This window comes from Vibrio sp. N418, from assembly GCF_000222565.1.
In the GTDB taxonomy this organism is placed as follows: domain Bacteria; phylum Pseudomonadota; class Gammaproteobacteria; order Enterobacterales; family Vibrionaceae; genus Vibrio; species Vibrio scophthalmi.
The window spans coordinates 92458-107249 of record NZ_AFWD01000040.1; the positions used below are offsets into that span (position 1 = coordinate 92458).

The window sequence follows — 14792 nt, forward strand, 5'->3', positions numbered from 1 at the left end:
TAAATCAAAGTTATTTGCATTAAATTTGTTCACAATATTGTCGCCCTTTTCTATATCGGGATAGGACAGAGGGACAGGACGCAAGGCGTTATTCAATTAGTATGGAAGCTGAGTTGTATGGAAACCAAATTGTATGGAAACTAAGCAAAGAGCGGTCTCGCGCTTAATTGCTCAAGCAGGACAAATGTTGTTAGCTCATGGCGCCGAAAGCGCATTGGTTGGCAGTATCATGGAAAGGATTGGTTTGGCCTGTGACATGGACGAAGTGGAAGTGTCGTTATCGGCAAGTTCATTGGTGGTCACTACGGTGTACCATGGCCACTGTATTACCACTGCTCGACGCTGCCCAGATCGTGGCATCAATATGCGTGCTATTACTCAAGTTCAGCGTATTTGTATCATGCTTGAACGTGGCATTATTGATGACTATCTTGCCCAGCATAAGCTCAATCAAATCAGTCCCAAGCGTTATAACCGTTGGTTAGTCGTCGTGATGATCGGTTTATCTTGTGCGGCGTTTAGCCGTTTAGCGGGAGGAGACTGGATGGTTTTTGCTATGACATTTCTCGCCTCTTCCGTTGGCATGATCGTACGACAAGAAATAGGCCATCGACATTTCAATCCTCTGGTTAATTTCACGGTGACCGCGTTTGTAACGACCGCTATTTCAGTTCAAGCGGTGGTGCACGAATTGGGCAATGCACCGACGATTGTTATGGCTTCTTCGGTCCTAATGTTGGTTCCCGGTGTGCCGTTGATCAACTCGGTGGCCGATATGCTTAAAGGTTATGTCAATATGGGCATCGCCCGCTTTGTGATGGCAAGTTTACTGACATTGGCAACCTGTCTTGGCATCGTTGCGGCGATGAGCTTATTTGAAGTGTGGGGGTGGTTAGTATGATTAACTGGGAATTGTTGTTCGGTCTATTGAATGACATGTTTTTTGCCTCCATTCCTGCCGTAGGTTTCGCGCTAGTCTTTAACGTGCCGCAAAAAGCGCTGATTTATTGTGCCTTAGGGGGCGCAATTGGCCATGGCTCTCGTTACCTGATGATGCACTTTGGGGTTCCCATTGAGTGGGCTTCCTTTTTTGCTGCCACTTTGGTTGGCATGATTGGTGTGTATTGGTCACGTAAGTTATTTGCTCATCCGAAAGTCTTTACTGTTGCTTCCTTAATTCCGATGGTTCCCGGAGTGTTTGCCTTTAAAGCGATGATTGCATTAGTGGAGTTGAACCATCGTGGTTTTGAACCACAGTTGCTGGAAATGCTCACGACCAACTTTCTCAAAGCGATGTTCATTATCGCTGGTTTAGCGGTTGGCTTAGCCATGCCAGGCTTGTTATTCTATCGCCGTCGTCCGATTGTATGATCGGCCTTATCATTGACCTTGTTATGGACCTAAGGATGAAGAATGATCATTAGTATGATTGCTGCAATGGCAAACGATCGTGTGATTGGTAAAGACAATCAGATGCCATGGCATCTCCCTGCTGATTTTGCATGGTTTAAGCGCTGCACAATGGGAAAGCCTGTGGTGATGGGGCGCAAAACCTATCAATCTATTGGTCGTCCATTACCAGGACGTCAAAACATTGTGATCAGTCGAGATAATCAACTTCAGATTGACGGAGTCACTACAGTGACAAGCATCGAGCAGGCACTTGCTGCGGCTGGTGAGGTTGAAGAGGTCATGATTATTGGTGGCGGCGCAATTTATGCGGCTTGTTTACCCATTGCTAATCGTCTCTATGTGACTTATATCGATGCGAACGTTGATGGGGATACTCAATTCCCAATTTGGGATGATAGCTTTGTAGAGAGCCACTCTGAGAGCTACAAAGCAGATGAGAAGAACCTTTACGATATGCGCTTTGTTATCTTGGATAAGTAAGAACACTTCGTTGTGAGAAGCGAGAGCTGAAATATTATTGCGGTTTCTCTGTTGTAGATCCGCTTCACGTTCTCGTTTCTCGTTTCTTATAGCTTAGTGCTCTCGATTCTCATCTCTCGAAGCAAAGTAGAATGTACTGCCTTAATTTATGTTAGCGCAGGCTGGACAAAGTATTGCTTGTCTTCCCAACGTAACATCGTTAATTCTCCGCCCCATACACAGCCTGTGTCCAAGCCGACTTCCCTCTGACCAAAGTGACCTTCAAGCGCTGCCCAGTGGCCAAATAGTACGGTTTTACCAATGTCTTTACGACTCGGTAGATCAAACCATGGCATTAGCTCGTTTGAATCCACTTCGTTAGGCGGTAGTTTGCATTGCATATCTAAACGGCCATCGCTAAAGCAGAAACGCATACGAGTAAAGGCGTTAATAATATAACGATAACGCTCGATACCTTGTAAGTTGTCATGCCAAAAGTCGGGAAGGTTGGCATACATGTTTTCGATTAGCCAAGGCCATTGCTCGCTCTGAAGAATTTGTTCAACTTCACGGCTAGCATTGCGGGCAGTGGTTAAATCCCACTGTGGTGAAATACCTGCGTGACTCATGACAAACTCATCATGTTCAGCCAAAAGCGGTTGGTAACGGAGCCAAGTGAGTAACTCTTCTTTATCTTCTGCCGCAAAGATTGCTGCCGTTTTATCTTTCTCTTTTACGCGATGGATTCCTAATGACACCGCAAGTAAATGTAGGTCATGGTTACCAAGAACAACCACAGCACTGCGACCAAGCTGTTTAATAAAGCGCAATGTTTCTAGTGATTTTGGTCCGCGAGCAACAAGATCGCCAGCGATCCAAAGTTGATCATTGTTTGGATTAAATTCTACCTTTGCGAGTAGTTGCTGTAGCTCATCGAAACAGCCTTGAATATCGCCGACGATATAAGTTGCCACTAAGTGTTCCTAATTTAATACGTTGGGGATCGCGAGGCGAAAAGGCTCAATCTCAGCAATGAACTGCTGGCCTTTTTCATCTAGCATTATGTACTGACCTTGCATCACGCCAACCGGAGTTTCAATCGCCGTGCCGCTGCTATAACTATACTCATCAAGACCATCAATAAAAGGCTGTTGGCCAACGACGCCATCGCCCGCCACGTTGACTTGTTTGCCATTGGCATCAGTAATTAACCAGCGTCGGCTGATCAGCTGTACGGTTTGTCGGCTGAGGTTTTTAATTGTCACCAAGTAGGCAAAAATATAGTGATTTTCGGCAGGGTTAGATTGTTCGGCAATATATTTACTGTGAACTTGGATTTTGATACAAGGTTGAGTGACATCCATGTGATAACTCCTCGTAGCATTGTGTGGTGTTAAAAGAAAAGGGCGCCTGAGCGCCCTTAAAAATTATACATGGTTTGCGTCAAGCCAGTTGGCCATCGCAACAAACTGCTCTAGCGTTAGGTTTTCTGGACGCAATGCTGGATTGATGCCCAGCTCTTCTAGAGTTTCAACCTCTATCAGGCCTTTATAGCAGTTGCGAATCGTCTTACGGCGTTGGTTAAAGCCTTCGCGACATACGCGCTCAAGCCATTTTAGGCTTGTTGTTGGGTGAGGCAGTACTTCATATGGCATTAAGCGTACCACGGCAGAGTCCACTTTTGGTGGCGGAACAAATGCGGTTGGTGGTACTTCAAGCACAGGCACGACTTTACAGAAGTATTGTGCCATTACGGTTAAACGGCCGTATGCTTTGCTGCCTGGGCCTGCTGCTAAACGGTTTACCACCTCTTTTTGCAACATGAAGTGCATGTCTTGAATGTCCGCGTGGAATTCAAACAGGTGGAACATCAATGGTGTTGAGATGTTGTACGGCAGGTTACCAAAAATACGTAGCTTATTGTTTGGCTTCACCAGCTGTGCGAAGTCGAAGCGCATTGCATCGCCTTCGTGAATCGTTAGCTTGTCTGCCAGTTCTGGGTGGTTACGCAGACGCTCAGCAAGATCGCGGTCAAGTTCGATAACAGTAAATTTATCGACTTCGCGACCGACAGGTTCTGTGATAGCACCAAGGCCAGGACCGATCTCTACTAGGTTTTGACCTGGTAGTGGATTGATGGCAGAAACGATACCATCAATGATATAAGGATCGTTTAGGAAGTTTTGACCAAAACGTTTACGCGCTTTGTGCCCTAAATGGACATCATTTCTCATTGTTTCTTCTCTACTAAATCTATTGCATGCGTCAGCGCTGTTCGGAAGCTCCCTGTGTCCGCAAGACCGGTTCCTGCTAGGTCAAGAGCTGTTCCGTGATCAACCGATGTTCTTATAAAGGGTAGACCAAGTGTAATATTAACTGAACGTCCAAATCCTTTGTATTTCAGGACTGGCAATACTTGGTCATGGTACATACCCAATACCGCATCGGCATCTTGTAAGTATTTCTCATTGAAGATGGTATCGGCGGGAAGTGGACCTATCAGGTTTATTCCTTTCTGAGCTTTAATCCGCTCTAGGGTAGGAGTGATAGTTTCAATTTCTTCTCGACCTAAGCAGCCATCTTCTCCTGCGTGAGGATTAAGCCCGCAAACATAGATGTTTGGCTGACGAATAGCAAATTTTTCTACCAAATCACGATGTAAAATATCAATGATTTTTTCCAATCGCTCCTCAGTAACGGCTTTCGAAACGTAGGCGAGTGGGATGTGTGTCGTCACTAAAGCAACGCGTAGTCCTTCTGTTGCCAGCATCATTACCACTAAAGGGGTGTTCGATTTTTCGGCAAAAAATTCAGTATGACCACTAAACGCGACGCCTGCTCTATTGATCACGCCTTTATGCACTGGGCCAGTTACTACCGCATCAAACTCATGGTTCATACAGCCTACGGCTGCACGTTCTAATGTGTTGAGCACATAGTGGCCATTCGCTTCATCAAGTTTACCTGCAACAACAGCTTGCTCGGTGGCAACATGATCAACAATCAAACAACCTGCTTGCTGTGGTGATGCAGGAAGGGTCGCATCGTAATCTTGTAGTGTCACATCAATGCCGAGCAGCTGAGCGCGCTCGGCGAGCATTGTTTTGTCGGCACAAACCACAATTTGATGATCCCAGCTCTCTTTTGAAAGTGCTAAGACTAAATCTGGGCCAATGCCTGCAGGTTCACCTGCGGTGACAACAATGCGCTTAATTGACATTACGTTGATCCTTGACCATTTCAACGTAAGCGCCGGCACGCAATTCTTGTACCCATGCACTGGCTTCTTCGTTGAACTTACGATTGAACAAAATACGGTAAGCCTTGTTCTTCATTGCTGAATCGGTGCGGTCTACTTCGCGGCGATCCAGTACTTCAACAATATGCCAGCCGTGTACCGTTTTAAATGGTGCGCTAATTTGGCCAACCGCTAAAGTGTCCACTTGGTGCTTAAATTCTGGCACGTAGAGATCAGAGGTTTGGTAGCCAAGTTCACCATTTTGAGCCGCTGAGCCAGGATCTTGACTGTATTGTTGAGCAAGTTCTGCAAACGTTGCTTCGCCAGCGTTAATTTGGCGAATAAATTCATTTAACTGCTTTTGAACACCGTCATCACTTAAGATTACTGTCGGCTTAATCAAAATATGACGCGCATTGATTTCTGTTACCGCGACAGTTTCAAGACCTTTAACATCCTCTAATTTTAGAATATGGAAGCCAGCACCACTGCGGAATGGGCCGATAATGGTCCCTTTATTCTGCAGTTTGATTTGATCAGCAAAGATGGTTGGCATCTCTTCTTTACGCATCCAGCCCCAATCGCCACCTTGTAGTGCTTTCGGCCCTTTTGAATAGGCGTAAGCGAGCTTGGCAAAATCTTCACCATTATTGAGTTTTTTAACTAGCTCTTTTGCTTGTGCTTCGACTTGTGCTTTGTCATCACCATCGTTGACACGCAACTGGATGTGGCCAATTTTGTACTGCACGGTCGCACTGGTCTCTTGCGCTAGCACTTCCGCGAGGTTTTCAACTTCCGCCGGCAAAATATTGATGCGGCGGCGAACTAATGCATTACGTGCTTCGCTGGCTGCGATCTCATTGCGAACTTGTTCACGAAACTCAGGGTAGCTAATGCCTTGAGCGGTAATAGCAGCGCTCAGTTGCTCGATTGTCTGATTGTTTCTTTTTGCGATATCTGCAATGGCATCGTTTAAGCGATTGTCATCAATACGTACACCAATACGCTCAGCTTCTTGCTGTTGAAGGTTTTCTAGGATCAATTTTTCTTTTACTTGCTCAACCAATACATCTTCGTTTGGCAGCGCTTGGCCATTCTCTAATGCGTTAAACTTGAGTGTTTTAACCGCAGTGTCAATATCGCTATCAAGAATCACGCCCTCGTTAACGATAATCGCGACTTTATCCATTTCAACCATCTCGGCAGAAGCCGTTCCGATATGGCATGCCGCTACCAGGGTAAGCAGCGTGTATTTCCAAGTTTTCATCAATAACCCTTTAAATAGACGTTTGGCCAGCCATCTCGGCTGGCTAAAAAATTAGTTGTTTAAGTAGAATGGGCGACCGTAGCCAAGCGAGTTCCCCGCACTATCGAGCCCTGATAGACCAGAACCGGCGCCGATATTGGTACCAAAACCAATAATGCCGAAGTTGATGCTGAAGTTGCTTTCGTAATCTGGCTCTGCATTAGGGTAACTGGCGAAATCAGGATTCCAACCACGTAATTGGTTACTATAAGTAAAACCAATATACCAACAGTCATCGAGGTAGTTTAAGCGCGCTAACCATTCTAGAGATTGCTCGGTGGTTAAGTCATAAAAATATTGCGCACTGGCATTCCAGTTACGTGATAGCGTATAACCAGCCAAGAAACCAGCTTGTGAAATGCCTTCTTGAGTGATGCCATTTATGCCATTAGTACTATCAATACTATTCAGATCGACGGTTTGTTCTATATATTCTTTTGTTACGTAGCGGTAGTTACCTTGAATATAACCGCCGTTAAAGCGGTATTCTAAGGTGCTATTACCTAGTTGCATTTCGCTGGAATCAATATCGTATTGAATTCCGCCATGGTAGAACAAATAATCGTTGAAGTTGAAGTCCATTTCTACTGCCCATGCTGAGTAGTTAGTAGACTCGTCTTCGTTTTCACCTAAAGACGTTGAATTTTTGGTTGATTTATCAAAATAGAAAATTTGCCCAAAAGAGATATTCAAACGTTCTTTATATTGATCATCAAAGAAACGCGTTGAGGCGCCATAACTGAATTGGTTAGCTGGTGCGATTCGGTCTACGCCACTGTATTTACGGCTACGGAAAAGACCATAGTAGTCGGTTTGTAGCAATGTGGTGTCGTATAAATAAATATCACTCTGATCTTCTTTAGGTACGTAGAGGTATTGTACCTGTGGTTCAAGTGTTTGGGTGTAACCTCCTAAGACGTAGGTATCACGTTCAAGTACGATACCTGCATGGGAGCGAAACTCAGGAATAACACGCGTCACATTTTCTTTTAAGTTATAACCATTAAATTGCTCATCATTTAGGTTGATACCACTTAAGTCTTGCTGGTAATAAGTGCCTAACAAGCGAGCTTCAGTCGTCCATGTGCCCCAAGTGGTGCCAATCGGAATCGTCAGCCCTGGTTCCACATGCACGCGAGTTGCTGAGGGTTTATTGGTCGCATCGGTATCGAAATGTGAAATACTACTCACCATATCGAAGTCTAGATATGGGGTTAACTCAGGGGCGTAATAGTTAAATTTTAATTGTGGTAACAGACGATAAGGTAAGTTGCCTTCTTCGGTTAACACTTGGAAATCACGCGCTAAGATTGATGCATCCCAGTTTTGACTGCGGTACGTGACTTGACCTTCTTGTATCAGCTGCCCGTCTTCGCGATTACCGATGCCTGAATCGACGTCAGTGAAATAGTCGATATCGCTTACCTTTGAGTAATCAATATCAAACTTCCACGCTTGGTCATAAATACCGCTGTGGGTATATTGGAAGCCCCATCGATCGCCTTTTTCAGGGTGTTTTTTATCATCGGGCAGATATTCAGATTCAATTTGACCTTGACCAAGATCAGTCAAGTAACGGAAATTACTATTCAGCTGAGTACCACGTTTTTGCATGTACTTGATGGTTGTTTCGAGATCGTAGTTAGGCGCTAAGTTCCAATAAATTGGCACTTCCATCTCGAAGCCATCACTCGAACCGTAAGATACGGTTGGGTATAAAAAGCCTGTTTTACGCGTATCGCCAATCGGCACGGTTAAGAACGGCAGGTAGAAAACTGGTACGCTTTGAATTTCAAAACGTGGGTTGTAAAACGTTGCTTCTTCATCGTTTTGGTCGATGTCAATGCTGGATGCCACCATGCGCCAAGAGTTATCGCCTTCTGGACATGAGGTGATTGAACCATCTTCAATTTCGTATACTGCTTTACCCGTTTTTGCTACGTATACCGCTTCACCACGGCCTGGTTCGCACAGGAATTGGTATTTGGTATTATTGAGTTCAACATGCTCTGTATTGAGATGATTAACGGCTTTGTCAGAAATGGTTTTGACTTCACCATCACTGAACATCACGTTACCTTCAGCAACGACGACGTTCTCTTTCTGATGCAGAGTGACATTATCAGCCTGCATACGCTTTTTGCCTTGAACGACAATCACGTTACCGCTATAAGTAGCTTTATCGCCATTAATGCCTTCTAAGCTATCCGCTTCGACGTTGATTGGTTGTTGAGTTGGATTTTCGGCATCAGGTTGATCGATCAAACATTGATCTATAGCAGGTAGTTCCTGCACACTATCGTCAACTAGTGCTTCACTAGCTTGAATCTGTGGTGTAAACACTGCAGCGCTAATTGAAGCGGCAAGTAACGATCGGGGAAAACGTGGCATCGAGTTTTACTATCCTGTTTAACTAGACAAATTCGGCTAATATATCCCGATATCTTCACGCTGAGCCGAGTATCTCAGGGTTACTTGGGGACTAACGACCGAATTAAGAAATAAAACGGTCTTTATCATAAAGGAATTTAACTCATCCGGCACTATCAGACCGCGTAACGATGAAAAAATTCAGAGATTGAGAGCACATAATGCATATTTTTGGCAAAATTCTTGGCACTTTTTTTGGCTTTATGTTCGGCGGGCCACTAGGTGCGCTATTTGGCCTATTTTTGGGGCATCAGTTTGATAAAGCTCGCCGCTTAAGTCAGGCGGGGTTTAACTCTTCACCTTTTGGCGGAGGCCCAAGCCAAGCACAAAAACAAGAAGAGTTTTTTAAAGCGGCTTTTGCCGTGATGGGACACGTAGCGAAAGCGAAAGGGCAAGTGACTCGTGAAGAGATCCAATTAGCCAGTACCATGATGGAGCGAATGAACTTGCATGGTGCACAACGCACCGCCGCACAGGAAGCGTTTCGCGATGGTAAAGCTTCAGATTTTCCTCTAAACGAAGTTCTGAACCGAGTTAAGATCTCATCAGGTGGACGGTTTGATCTGCTGCAGTTCTTTTTAGAGCTGCAAATCTCAGCCGCTTTTGCTGATGGTGATTTGCATCCGAGTGAGCGTGACGTTTTACACCGCATAGCCGAAAAGCTGGGCTTCTCTGCTCAGCAACTTGAGCAGCGTTTACGCATGCAAGAAGCGGCCTTCCGTTTTCAACGTGGTGGCTTTAATGGGCATTCGGCTGGTGGACAGAAATCGGGTTCATGGCAGCAAGCTTCTTCAGCAAGTCAGGTGAGTGATGCCTATGATGTGCTGGGTGTGGGTGCAGATGCGGATGCGAAGTCGGTGAAACGTGCTTACCGTAAATTGATGAATGAGCATCACCCAGATAAGTTGATGGCCAAAGGTCTGCCACCGGAAATGATGAATGTTGCGAAAGAGAAATCGCAAGAGATTCAAAATGCCTATGATTTGATCAAAAAGGCCAAAGGCTTTAAATAGCTTTTGAATTAGCACAAGATAATTCAAACACCAAAAACAAAGGCGAGCATAAGCTCGCCTTTTTTAATTGTTCTGATTTGCTAGGACTATTTGCGTACCGCAATCGCTTCGATTTCAATACCCACATCTTTTGGTAGGCGAGCAACTTCAACGCATGAACGAGCAGGGTAATTTGCAACGTTATGCTCATCAAAGAATTTACCGTACACTTCGTTAACAGTGCCGAAGTCGTTGAGATCTTTTACAAATACCGTCATTTTTACGATGTCAGTGACACTAAGGCCTGAAGCTTCAACCACCGCTTTTACGTTCTCTAGAGATTGGCGTGCTTGTACTGCGATATCAGCAGATACTTCACCAGTCACAGGATTTACTGGGATCTGGCCTGAAGTTAGAACCATATTGCCTAGGTCTACACCTTGTACGTATGGGCCAATTGCTGCTGGAGCAGATTCTGTGTGAAGTACTTTAGTCATGAGGTTTTCCAATCAATTCACTGAAACAAAGAACGTCAGTGTGCCTGTATTCAGAAACTAGGTAAAGATCAAAATACCCCGCCAAGGCGAGGTATTGGTGTCGTTCAGCGTTAGACCATGCTGTTTAGAGCTTTGGTTTTAGCCTAACGTTCTGTGACGATTTCTCTTGAGAACACTTTCTCACAATATTTGCATTTCAAGCGAACATCATTGTTTTTAGCAAACACTTTAAAGCTGCTATCAACGGGCTCACCATGGGTAATACAGTTACTGTTTGGACACTCAAAAACGCCAGTCACTTGCTCAGGCAGTTCTAATGCGAGCTTTTTCACTACTTGGTAGTTTTCGATTTGATTGACGGTTGCATGCGGAGCGTAAAGCGCTAGCTTGCTCGCTTGTTCTTCGCTGACAAAGACATTTTCAATCTTGATCAGATCTTTATGACCGAGTGCTGAAGAGGGTAAGTTTAGGCCAACAGTAACGCGTTGATTACTTTTGTGCATGCTAAACAGTTTGAGTACTTTAATGCCGATTTGAGCCGGAATATGGTCAATCACCGTGCCGTTTTTAATTGCTTCTACCTGCAATTGAGTTTCTTTAGTCATGATGCTTGCTCCTCGATTACAGGGTTTGGTTAAGGACTAGTGCTAGCAATGCTTGACGTGCATAGACGCCATTTTCTGCTTGCTGAAAATAGTAGGCATGTGGGGTTTTATCTACATCGGTGGTGATTTCATCCACACGTGGTAATGGATGTAGCACTTTTAGATTTTCACGAGCGCCTTCTAACAAAGCGGCTGTTAGGATGTATGCTGATTTGATGTGTACATATTCAGAGGCGTCAAAGCGCTCTTTTTGTACTCGTGTCATGTAAAGAATATCCAGTTCAGGGATCACGCTTTCCATATCGGTGTGCAGGCTATATTGAATGCCTGCTTCATCGAGTTCTTCACAAATATAATCGGGCATTGCCAGTGCATCAGGCGCGACAAAGAAAAAGCGGATGTTGTTGAATTTCGCGAGTGCTTGAGTCAGTGAGTGCACTGTACGACCATATTTAAGGTCGCCGACAAAGGCGACATTGAGGTTGTCTAAGCGGCCTTGTGTTTCTGCAATGGTGTAGAGATCAAGCAAGGTTTGAGTTGGGTGTTGATTGGCCCCATCTCCAGCATTGATAATTGGCACGCCATTGGAGAACTCAGCCGCTAGGCGAGCAGCACCTTCACGAGGATGACGCATAACAAAAGCGTCGACATAGGTAGAGATGACTTGAATCGAGTCTGCAAGTGTTTCCCCTTTATTGGCTAAAGAAGTATTACCGGCATTATCAAAACCAATCACATCACCACCAACACGTTGAATGGCGGTTTCAAAAGAGAGGCGAGTTCGGGTTGAAGGCTCAAAAAAACAACTCGCGACGACCTTATTTTTGATCAGATCTGGGTTAGGTTCTGCTTTCAGTTGCCCTGCGGTTTGGACTATTAATTCGAGCTCTGCACGGGATAGCTCTGGAATCGAAATGATATGCTTGTTGTAAAGCGTGTTGGTCATAATCGTCATCCCTATCTGATGAAAGAATAAAATTTTAGGCAATAAAAAAGCCTCCCAATAGGGGAGGCTTTAAAAAGAGGAGGAAGCTGTAAAATAAACAGCCAGTAAGCAATGTTGCTTACGCGATGTTGCGCGCGATTGGCAGCGCATCACAGTGCAAATGTTACGTGGCATGATTACAACCTCCAGACAAATTGCCGAGCATTATACGCGGTAGAAATGGAAGCGCAAGCGATTACCTAGCGGTTTTTTTGTGCAAAACAGTAAGTAACTTAATGACCTAGGGTTGCTACCATCACAGCTTTGATTGTGTGGAGTCGGTTTTCCGCTTCATCAAAAACAATAGAATGAGACGATTCAAACACCTCTTCTGTTACTTCTAAGCCTTTCATGCCATATTTCTCAGCCACTTGCTTACCAATTGTGGTTTCATCGTTATGGAAGGCCGGCAAACAGTGCATAAATTTGGTTTGTGGGTTACCGGTTTTTTTCATTACTTCCATATTAATTTGGTAAGGGGTCATTAGTGCTACGCGCTCATCCCATGCTTCTGCAGGTTCCCCCATTGATACCCAAACATCGGTGTAAAGGAAATCACAGCCTTTCACGCCTTCATCGACATTTTCAGTTAAAGTGATTTTTGCGCCGGTTTGCTGAGCGATCTCTTGGCAAGTGGCGACAAGGTGCGCCTCTGGCCAAAATTGCTTTGGTGCTACTAGGCGGATATCCATACCCATTTTAGCGGCGCCAACCATTAAGGAATTGCCCATGTTATTGCGCGCATCGCCCAAATAAGCAAAAGTCATTTGACTGAGTTGCTTACCTTGACCATGCTCTAGCATGGTTAGGAAATCGGCGAGAATTTGGGTTGGATGGAATTCATCAGTCAGGCCATTCCATACGGGCACTCCCGCGAACTCAGCCAATTCTTCAACAATCGCCTGACCAAAGCCACGATATTCAATGCCATCGTACATACGGCCAAGTACACGAGCGGTATCTTTCATCGATTCTTTATGGCCAATTTGCGAACCTGAAGGGCCAATATAAGAAACTTGCGCTCCTTGATCGAAGGCGGCTACTTCAAAAGCACAGCGGGTTCGTGTGGAGGCTTTCTCAAAGATCAGGGCGATGTTTTTCCCCTGTAGCCTTTTTTGTTCAGTGCCACAGTATTTGGCTTTTTTTAGATCTGCCGAGAGGTCGAGTAGGAACTGAATCTCTTTAGGGGAGAAGTCGAGTAATTTAACAAAATTACGATTACGAAGATTGAACGCCATGCTCTAGTCCTTGAGGGTGAAGATTACTGAATGACAGTAAAACATAAAAACTCACAAAAAGTGAATAATTATTTTGAATTAAAGGCGAGTTAGTCAAATTAACTCGCCTGTTATGGCGTTATGATTTGACTACAAATTCTCTTCAGCGTACTCCGCTAAACGGCTGCGTACGACGCCATTAAGATGGATATTAGCGCTCCCTTCGAAGTTTTTAAATCGTTCGACCATATAAGTGAGCCCAGACGTGACCGGGGTCAGATAGTGAGAGTCGATTTGCGCAAGGTTGCCAGAACACACAATTTTTGTGCCTTCACCGCAACGAGTGATGATGGTTTTAATTTGTGAAGCGGTGAGGTTTTGGCACTCATCGAGCAGTACAAAAGCATTTTGAATCGACCGACCGCGCATGAAGTTGATTGATTTGAATTGAATGTTGGCTTTATCACAAATGTATTTGAGCGATCCCTCTGTGCAGTGATCGTTTTTGTGCAGAGCTTCGAGTGTGTCTGTTACTGCCGCTAACCAGGGCAACATTTTCTCCTCTTCACTACCGGGTAAATAGCCAATCGATTCTCCAATGTCAGGGGTATTTCGAGTGACGATGATCTTATCGAATTTTTTGTGTTCGATGGTTTGCTCTAGGGCCGAAGCAAGCGCGAGGAGTGTTTTACCACTGCCGGCTGCGCCAGTTAGAATGACTAAATCAATTTCCGGATCGAGCAGTGCATCGAGTGCCATTGCTTGATAGATATTTTTCGGCGTAATGTCCCAAGCTCGGCGATGCATTAATCGTTCACGACTGAGATCTTTAAGGGTTAGGTTATCGGGTTCAATTTGTGCCACCCGACCAACAAAATCACTCTCTTCATCGATGATATATTGGTTGAGATAAGTCGGGTCAAAAGGTTCTTTCGCTAAGGTGTGATAGGTTTTGCCGGCGAGATTCTGACTATCCACTTGATCAACTTGTGCCCAAAAATCGCCTTCGATGGTTTGAAAGCCCTTGGTAAGGTATTGCACATCATCAATCAATTGATCGGTGCGATAATCTTCAACAAATCGAACTCCCGCTCCTTTAGCGCGCAGGCGCATATTGATGTCTTTGGTCACTAGAATGACTTCACGTGGAGCGCGTTTATTTTGCAAGTACAACACTGCGTTAAGAATGCGGTTATCTCCGGCTTTGTCCGCAAAAGCCTTGATGGTTTCTTGCAATTCAAAGTCAGCTAAAATCGCAATATGTCCAGCATTCTCCTTGTCGCGATTAATTGGAATGCCGGCAGAAATTTCATCGGGCGTCGCCTCTTTAAATAGCGCCTCTAAAGCGCGAATGGCCACTCTAGCATCGCGTGCGACATCGCGTTTACTGTCTTTAATTCGGTCGAGTTCTTCTAATACGGTCATCGGAATGACGACGTCGTGCTCTTGAAAGGAATAGATGGCGAAAGGTTCGTGAAGAAGGATATTGGTATCGAGTACAAAAAATTTTCTGTCCGTATCACCCATAAGCGTCTCCTGCCGCATGCGGCACAATGCTCACTGCTGTGAGGCTGACTGATGCCAATCATAATAAGTACGTTGAACCGTTTTTCCCGGTCACTGACTTGCCACGATTGGTATTAACTGTTT

The 14792-nt window shown here is 44.9% G+C and carries 15 protein-coding genes; 4 read left to right on the forward strand and 11 right to left on the reverse strand.

The window, feature by feature from the left end; translation table 11 throughout:
* Nucleotides 1-133 precede the first annotated feature (133 nt).
* The 3 genes from RH86_RS08025 to folA are packed head-to-tail and all read left to right on the forward strand — an operon-like array spanning nt 134 to nt 1893.
* Nucleotides 134-901 (forward strand): threonine/serine exporter family protein, encoded by a 768-nt coding sequence (locus RH86_RS08025; protein ID WP_005593152.1) that lies wholly within the window; start codon nt 134-136, stop codon nt 899-901.
* The gene (locus tag RH86_RS08030) at nt 898-1371 is read left to right on the forward strand and encodes a threonine/serine exporter family protein (RefSeq protein ID WP_009385847.1); all 474 of its coding nucleotides are present in this window, start codon (nt 898-900) and stop codon (nt 1369-1371) included. Before RH86_RS08025 ends, RH86_RS08030 begins: the two co-directional genes overlap by 4 nt.
* A gap of 42 nt (nt 1372-1413) precedes the next feature.
* A complete protein-coding gene (folA, locus tag RH86_RS08035; RefSeq protein ID WP_009385848.1) occupies nt 1414-1893 on the forward strand; it encodes a type 3 dihydrofolate reductase in 480 nt (159 codons plus the stop codon).
* A gap of 146 nt (nt 1894-2039) precedes the next feature.
* Here folA and apaH read toward each other — a convergent pair whose 3' ends face one another.
* The 6 genes from apaH to lptD all read right to left on the reverse strand — a co-directional run bounded on the left by apaH (nt 2040) and on the right by lptD (nt 8807).
* Entirely contained in the window at nt 2040-2846 is an 807-nt protein-coding gene (gene apaH / locus RH86_RS08040) for a bis(5'-nucleosyl)-tetraphosphatase (symmetrical) ApaH (RefSeq protein ID WP_009385850.1), read from the reverse strand.
* A gap of 9 nt (nt 2847-2855) precedes the next feature.
* Nucleotides 2856-3236 carry a Co2+/Mg2+ efflux protein ApaG gene (gene apaG, locus RH86_RS08045; protein WP_009385851.1) on the reverse strand — a complete coding sequence of 127 codons (381 nt, stop codon included), beginning with the start codon at nt 3234-3236 and terminating at the stop codon, nt 2856-2858.
* 63 nt (nt 3237-3299) lie between these two features.
* Nucleotides 3300-4106, reverse strand: coding sequence for a 16S rRNA (adenine(1518)-N(6)/adenine(1519)-N(6))-dimethyltransferase RsmA (gene rsmA / locus RH86_RS08050; RefSeq protein ID WP_005593157.1), 807 nt, complete (start codon nt 4104-4106; stop codon nt 3300-3302).
* Nucleotides 4103-5092: a 4-hydroxythreonine-4-phosphate dehydrogenase PdxA gene (gene pdxA / locus RH86_RS08055; protein WP_009385852.1), complete on the reverse strand. Its 990-nt coding sequence runs from the start codon at nt 5090-5092 to the stop codon at nt 4103-4105. The genes rsmA and pdxA overlap by 4 nt, the downstream gene beginning before the upstream one ends.
* Nucleotides 5082-6377, reverse strand: coding sequence for a peptidylprolyl isomerase SurA (gene surA / locus RH86_RS08060; RefSeq protein ID WP_009385853.1), 1296 nt, complete (start codon nt 6375-6377; stop codon nt 5082-5084). Before surA ends, pdxA begins: the two co-directional genes overlap by 11 nt.
* Nucleotides 6378-6428: 51 nt before the next feature.
* On the reverse strand, nt 6429-8807 hold the full coding sequence (gene lptD / locus RH86_RS08065) for an LPS assembly protein LptD (protein ID WP_009385854.1): 2379 nt from the start codon (nt 8805-8807) through the stop codon (nt 6429-6431).
* Nucleotides 8808-9007: 200 nt separating this feature from the next.
* On the opposite strand from lptD, the gene djlA reads away from it, so the two are divergent.
* The gene (gene djlA, locus RH86_RS08070) at nt 9008-9859 is read left to right on the forward strand and encodes a co-chaperone DjlA (RefSeq protein ID WP_009385855.1); all 852 of its coding nucleotides are present in this window, start codon (nt 9008-9010) and stop codon (nt 9857-9859) included.
* Nucleotides 9860-9945: 86 nt separating this feature from the next.
* Here djlA and RH86_RS08075 read toward each other — a convergent pair whose 3' ends face one another.
* The 5 genes from RH86_RS08075 to RH86_RS08095 all read right to left on the reverse strand — a co-directional run bounded on the left by RH86_RS08075 (nt 9946) and on the right by RH86_RS08095 (nt 14669).
* Entirely contained in the window at nt 9946-10335 is a 390-nt protein-coding gene (locus RH86_RS08075) for a RidA family protein (RefSeq protein WP_005593163.1), read from the reverse strand.
* Between the two features lie 143 nt (nt 10336-10478).
* A complete protein-coding gene (pyrI, locus tag RH86_RS08080; protein WP_005593164.1) occupies nt 10479-10940 on the reverse strand; it encodes an aspartate carbamoyltransferase regulatory subunit in 462 nt (153 codons plus the stop codon).
* 16 nt (nt 10941-10956) lie between these two features.
* On the reverse strand, nt 10957-11886 hold the full coding sequence (pyrB, locus tag RH86_RS08085) for an aspartate carbamoyltransferase (RefSeq protein ID WP_005593165.1): 930 nt from the start codon (nt 11884-11886) through the stop codon (nt 10957-10959).
* Nucleotides 11887-12158: 272 nt separating this feature from the next.
* A complete protein-coding gene (locus RH86_RS08090; RefSeq protein ID WP_009385856.1) occupies nt 12159-13163 on the reverse strand; it encodes an ornithine carbamoyltransferase in 1005 nt (334 codons plus the stop codon).
* Between the two features lie 129 nt (nt 13164-13292).
* Nucleotides 13293-14669 carry a PhoH family protein gene (locus tag RH86_RS08095; protein ID WP_009385857.1) on the reverse strand — a complete coding sequence of 459 codons (1377 nt, stop codon included), beginning with the start codon at nt 14667-14669 and terminating at the stop codon, nt 13293-13295.
* Nucleotides 14670-14792: the final 123 nt, after the last annotated feature.

Excerpts from the sequence above, each read along its gene's own strand:
- RH86_RS08090 (WP_009385856.1), bottom strand. The coding sequence starts at position 13,163 with ATGGCGTTCAATCTTCGTAATCGTAATTTTGTTAAATTACTCGACTTC.
- djlA (WP_009385855.1), top strand. The coding sequence starts at position 9,008 with ATGCATATTTTTGGCAAAATTCTTGGCACTTTTTTTGGCTTTATGTTC.
- folA (WP_009385848.1), top strand. The coding sequence starts at position 1,414 with ATGATCATTAGTATGATTGCTGCAATGGCAAACGATCGTGTGATTGGT.
- pyrB (WP_005593165.1), bottom strand. The coding sequence starts at position 11,886 with ATGACCAACACGCTTTACAACAAGCATATCATTTCGATTCCAGAGCTA.
- RH86_RS08095 (WP_009385857.1), bottom strand. The coding sequence starts at position 14,669 with ATGGGTGATACGGACAGAAAATTTTTTGTACTCGATACCAATATCCTT.
- apaG (WP_009385851.1), bottom strand. The coding sequence starts at position 3,236 with ATGGATGTCACTCAACCTTGTATCAAAATCCAAGTTCACAGTAAATAT.
- pyrI (WP_005593164.1), bottom strand. The coding sequence starts at position 10,940 with ATGACTAAAGAAACTCAATTGCAGGTAGAAGCAATTAAAAACGGCACG.
- RH86_RS08025 (WP_005593152.1), top strand. The coding sequence starts at position 134 with ATGGAAACTAAGCAAAGAGCGGTCTCGCGCTTAATTGCTCAAGCAGGA.
- surA (WP_009385853.1), bottom strand. The coding sequence starts at position 6,377 with ATGAAAACTTGGAAATACACGCTGCTTACCCTGGTAGCGGCATGCCAT.
- lptD (WP_009385854.1), bottom strand. The coding sequence starts at position 8,807 with ATGCCACGTTTTCCCCGATCGTTACTTGCCGCTTCAATTAGCGCTGCA.
- pdxA (WP_009385852.1), bottom strand. The coding sequence starts at position 5,092 with ATGTCAATTAAGCGCATTGTTGTCACCGCAGGTGAACCTGCAGGCATT.
- rsmA (WP_005593157.1), bottom strand. The coding sequence starts at position 4,106 with ATGAGAAATGATGTCCATTTAGGGCACAAAGCGCGTAAACGTTTTGGT.
- RH86_RS08030 (WP_009385847.1), top strand. The coding sequence starts at position 898 with ATGATTAACTGGGAATTGTTGTTCGGTCTATTGAATGACATGTTTTTT.
- RH86_RS08075 (WP_005593163.1), bottom strand. The coding sequence starts at position 10,335 with ATGACTAAAGTACTTCACACAGAATCTGCTCCAGCAGCAATTGGCCCA.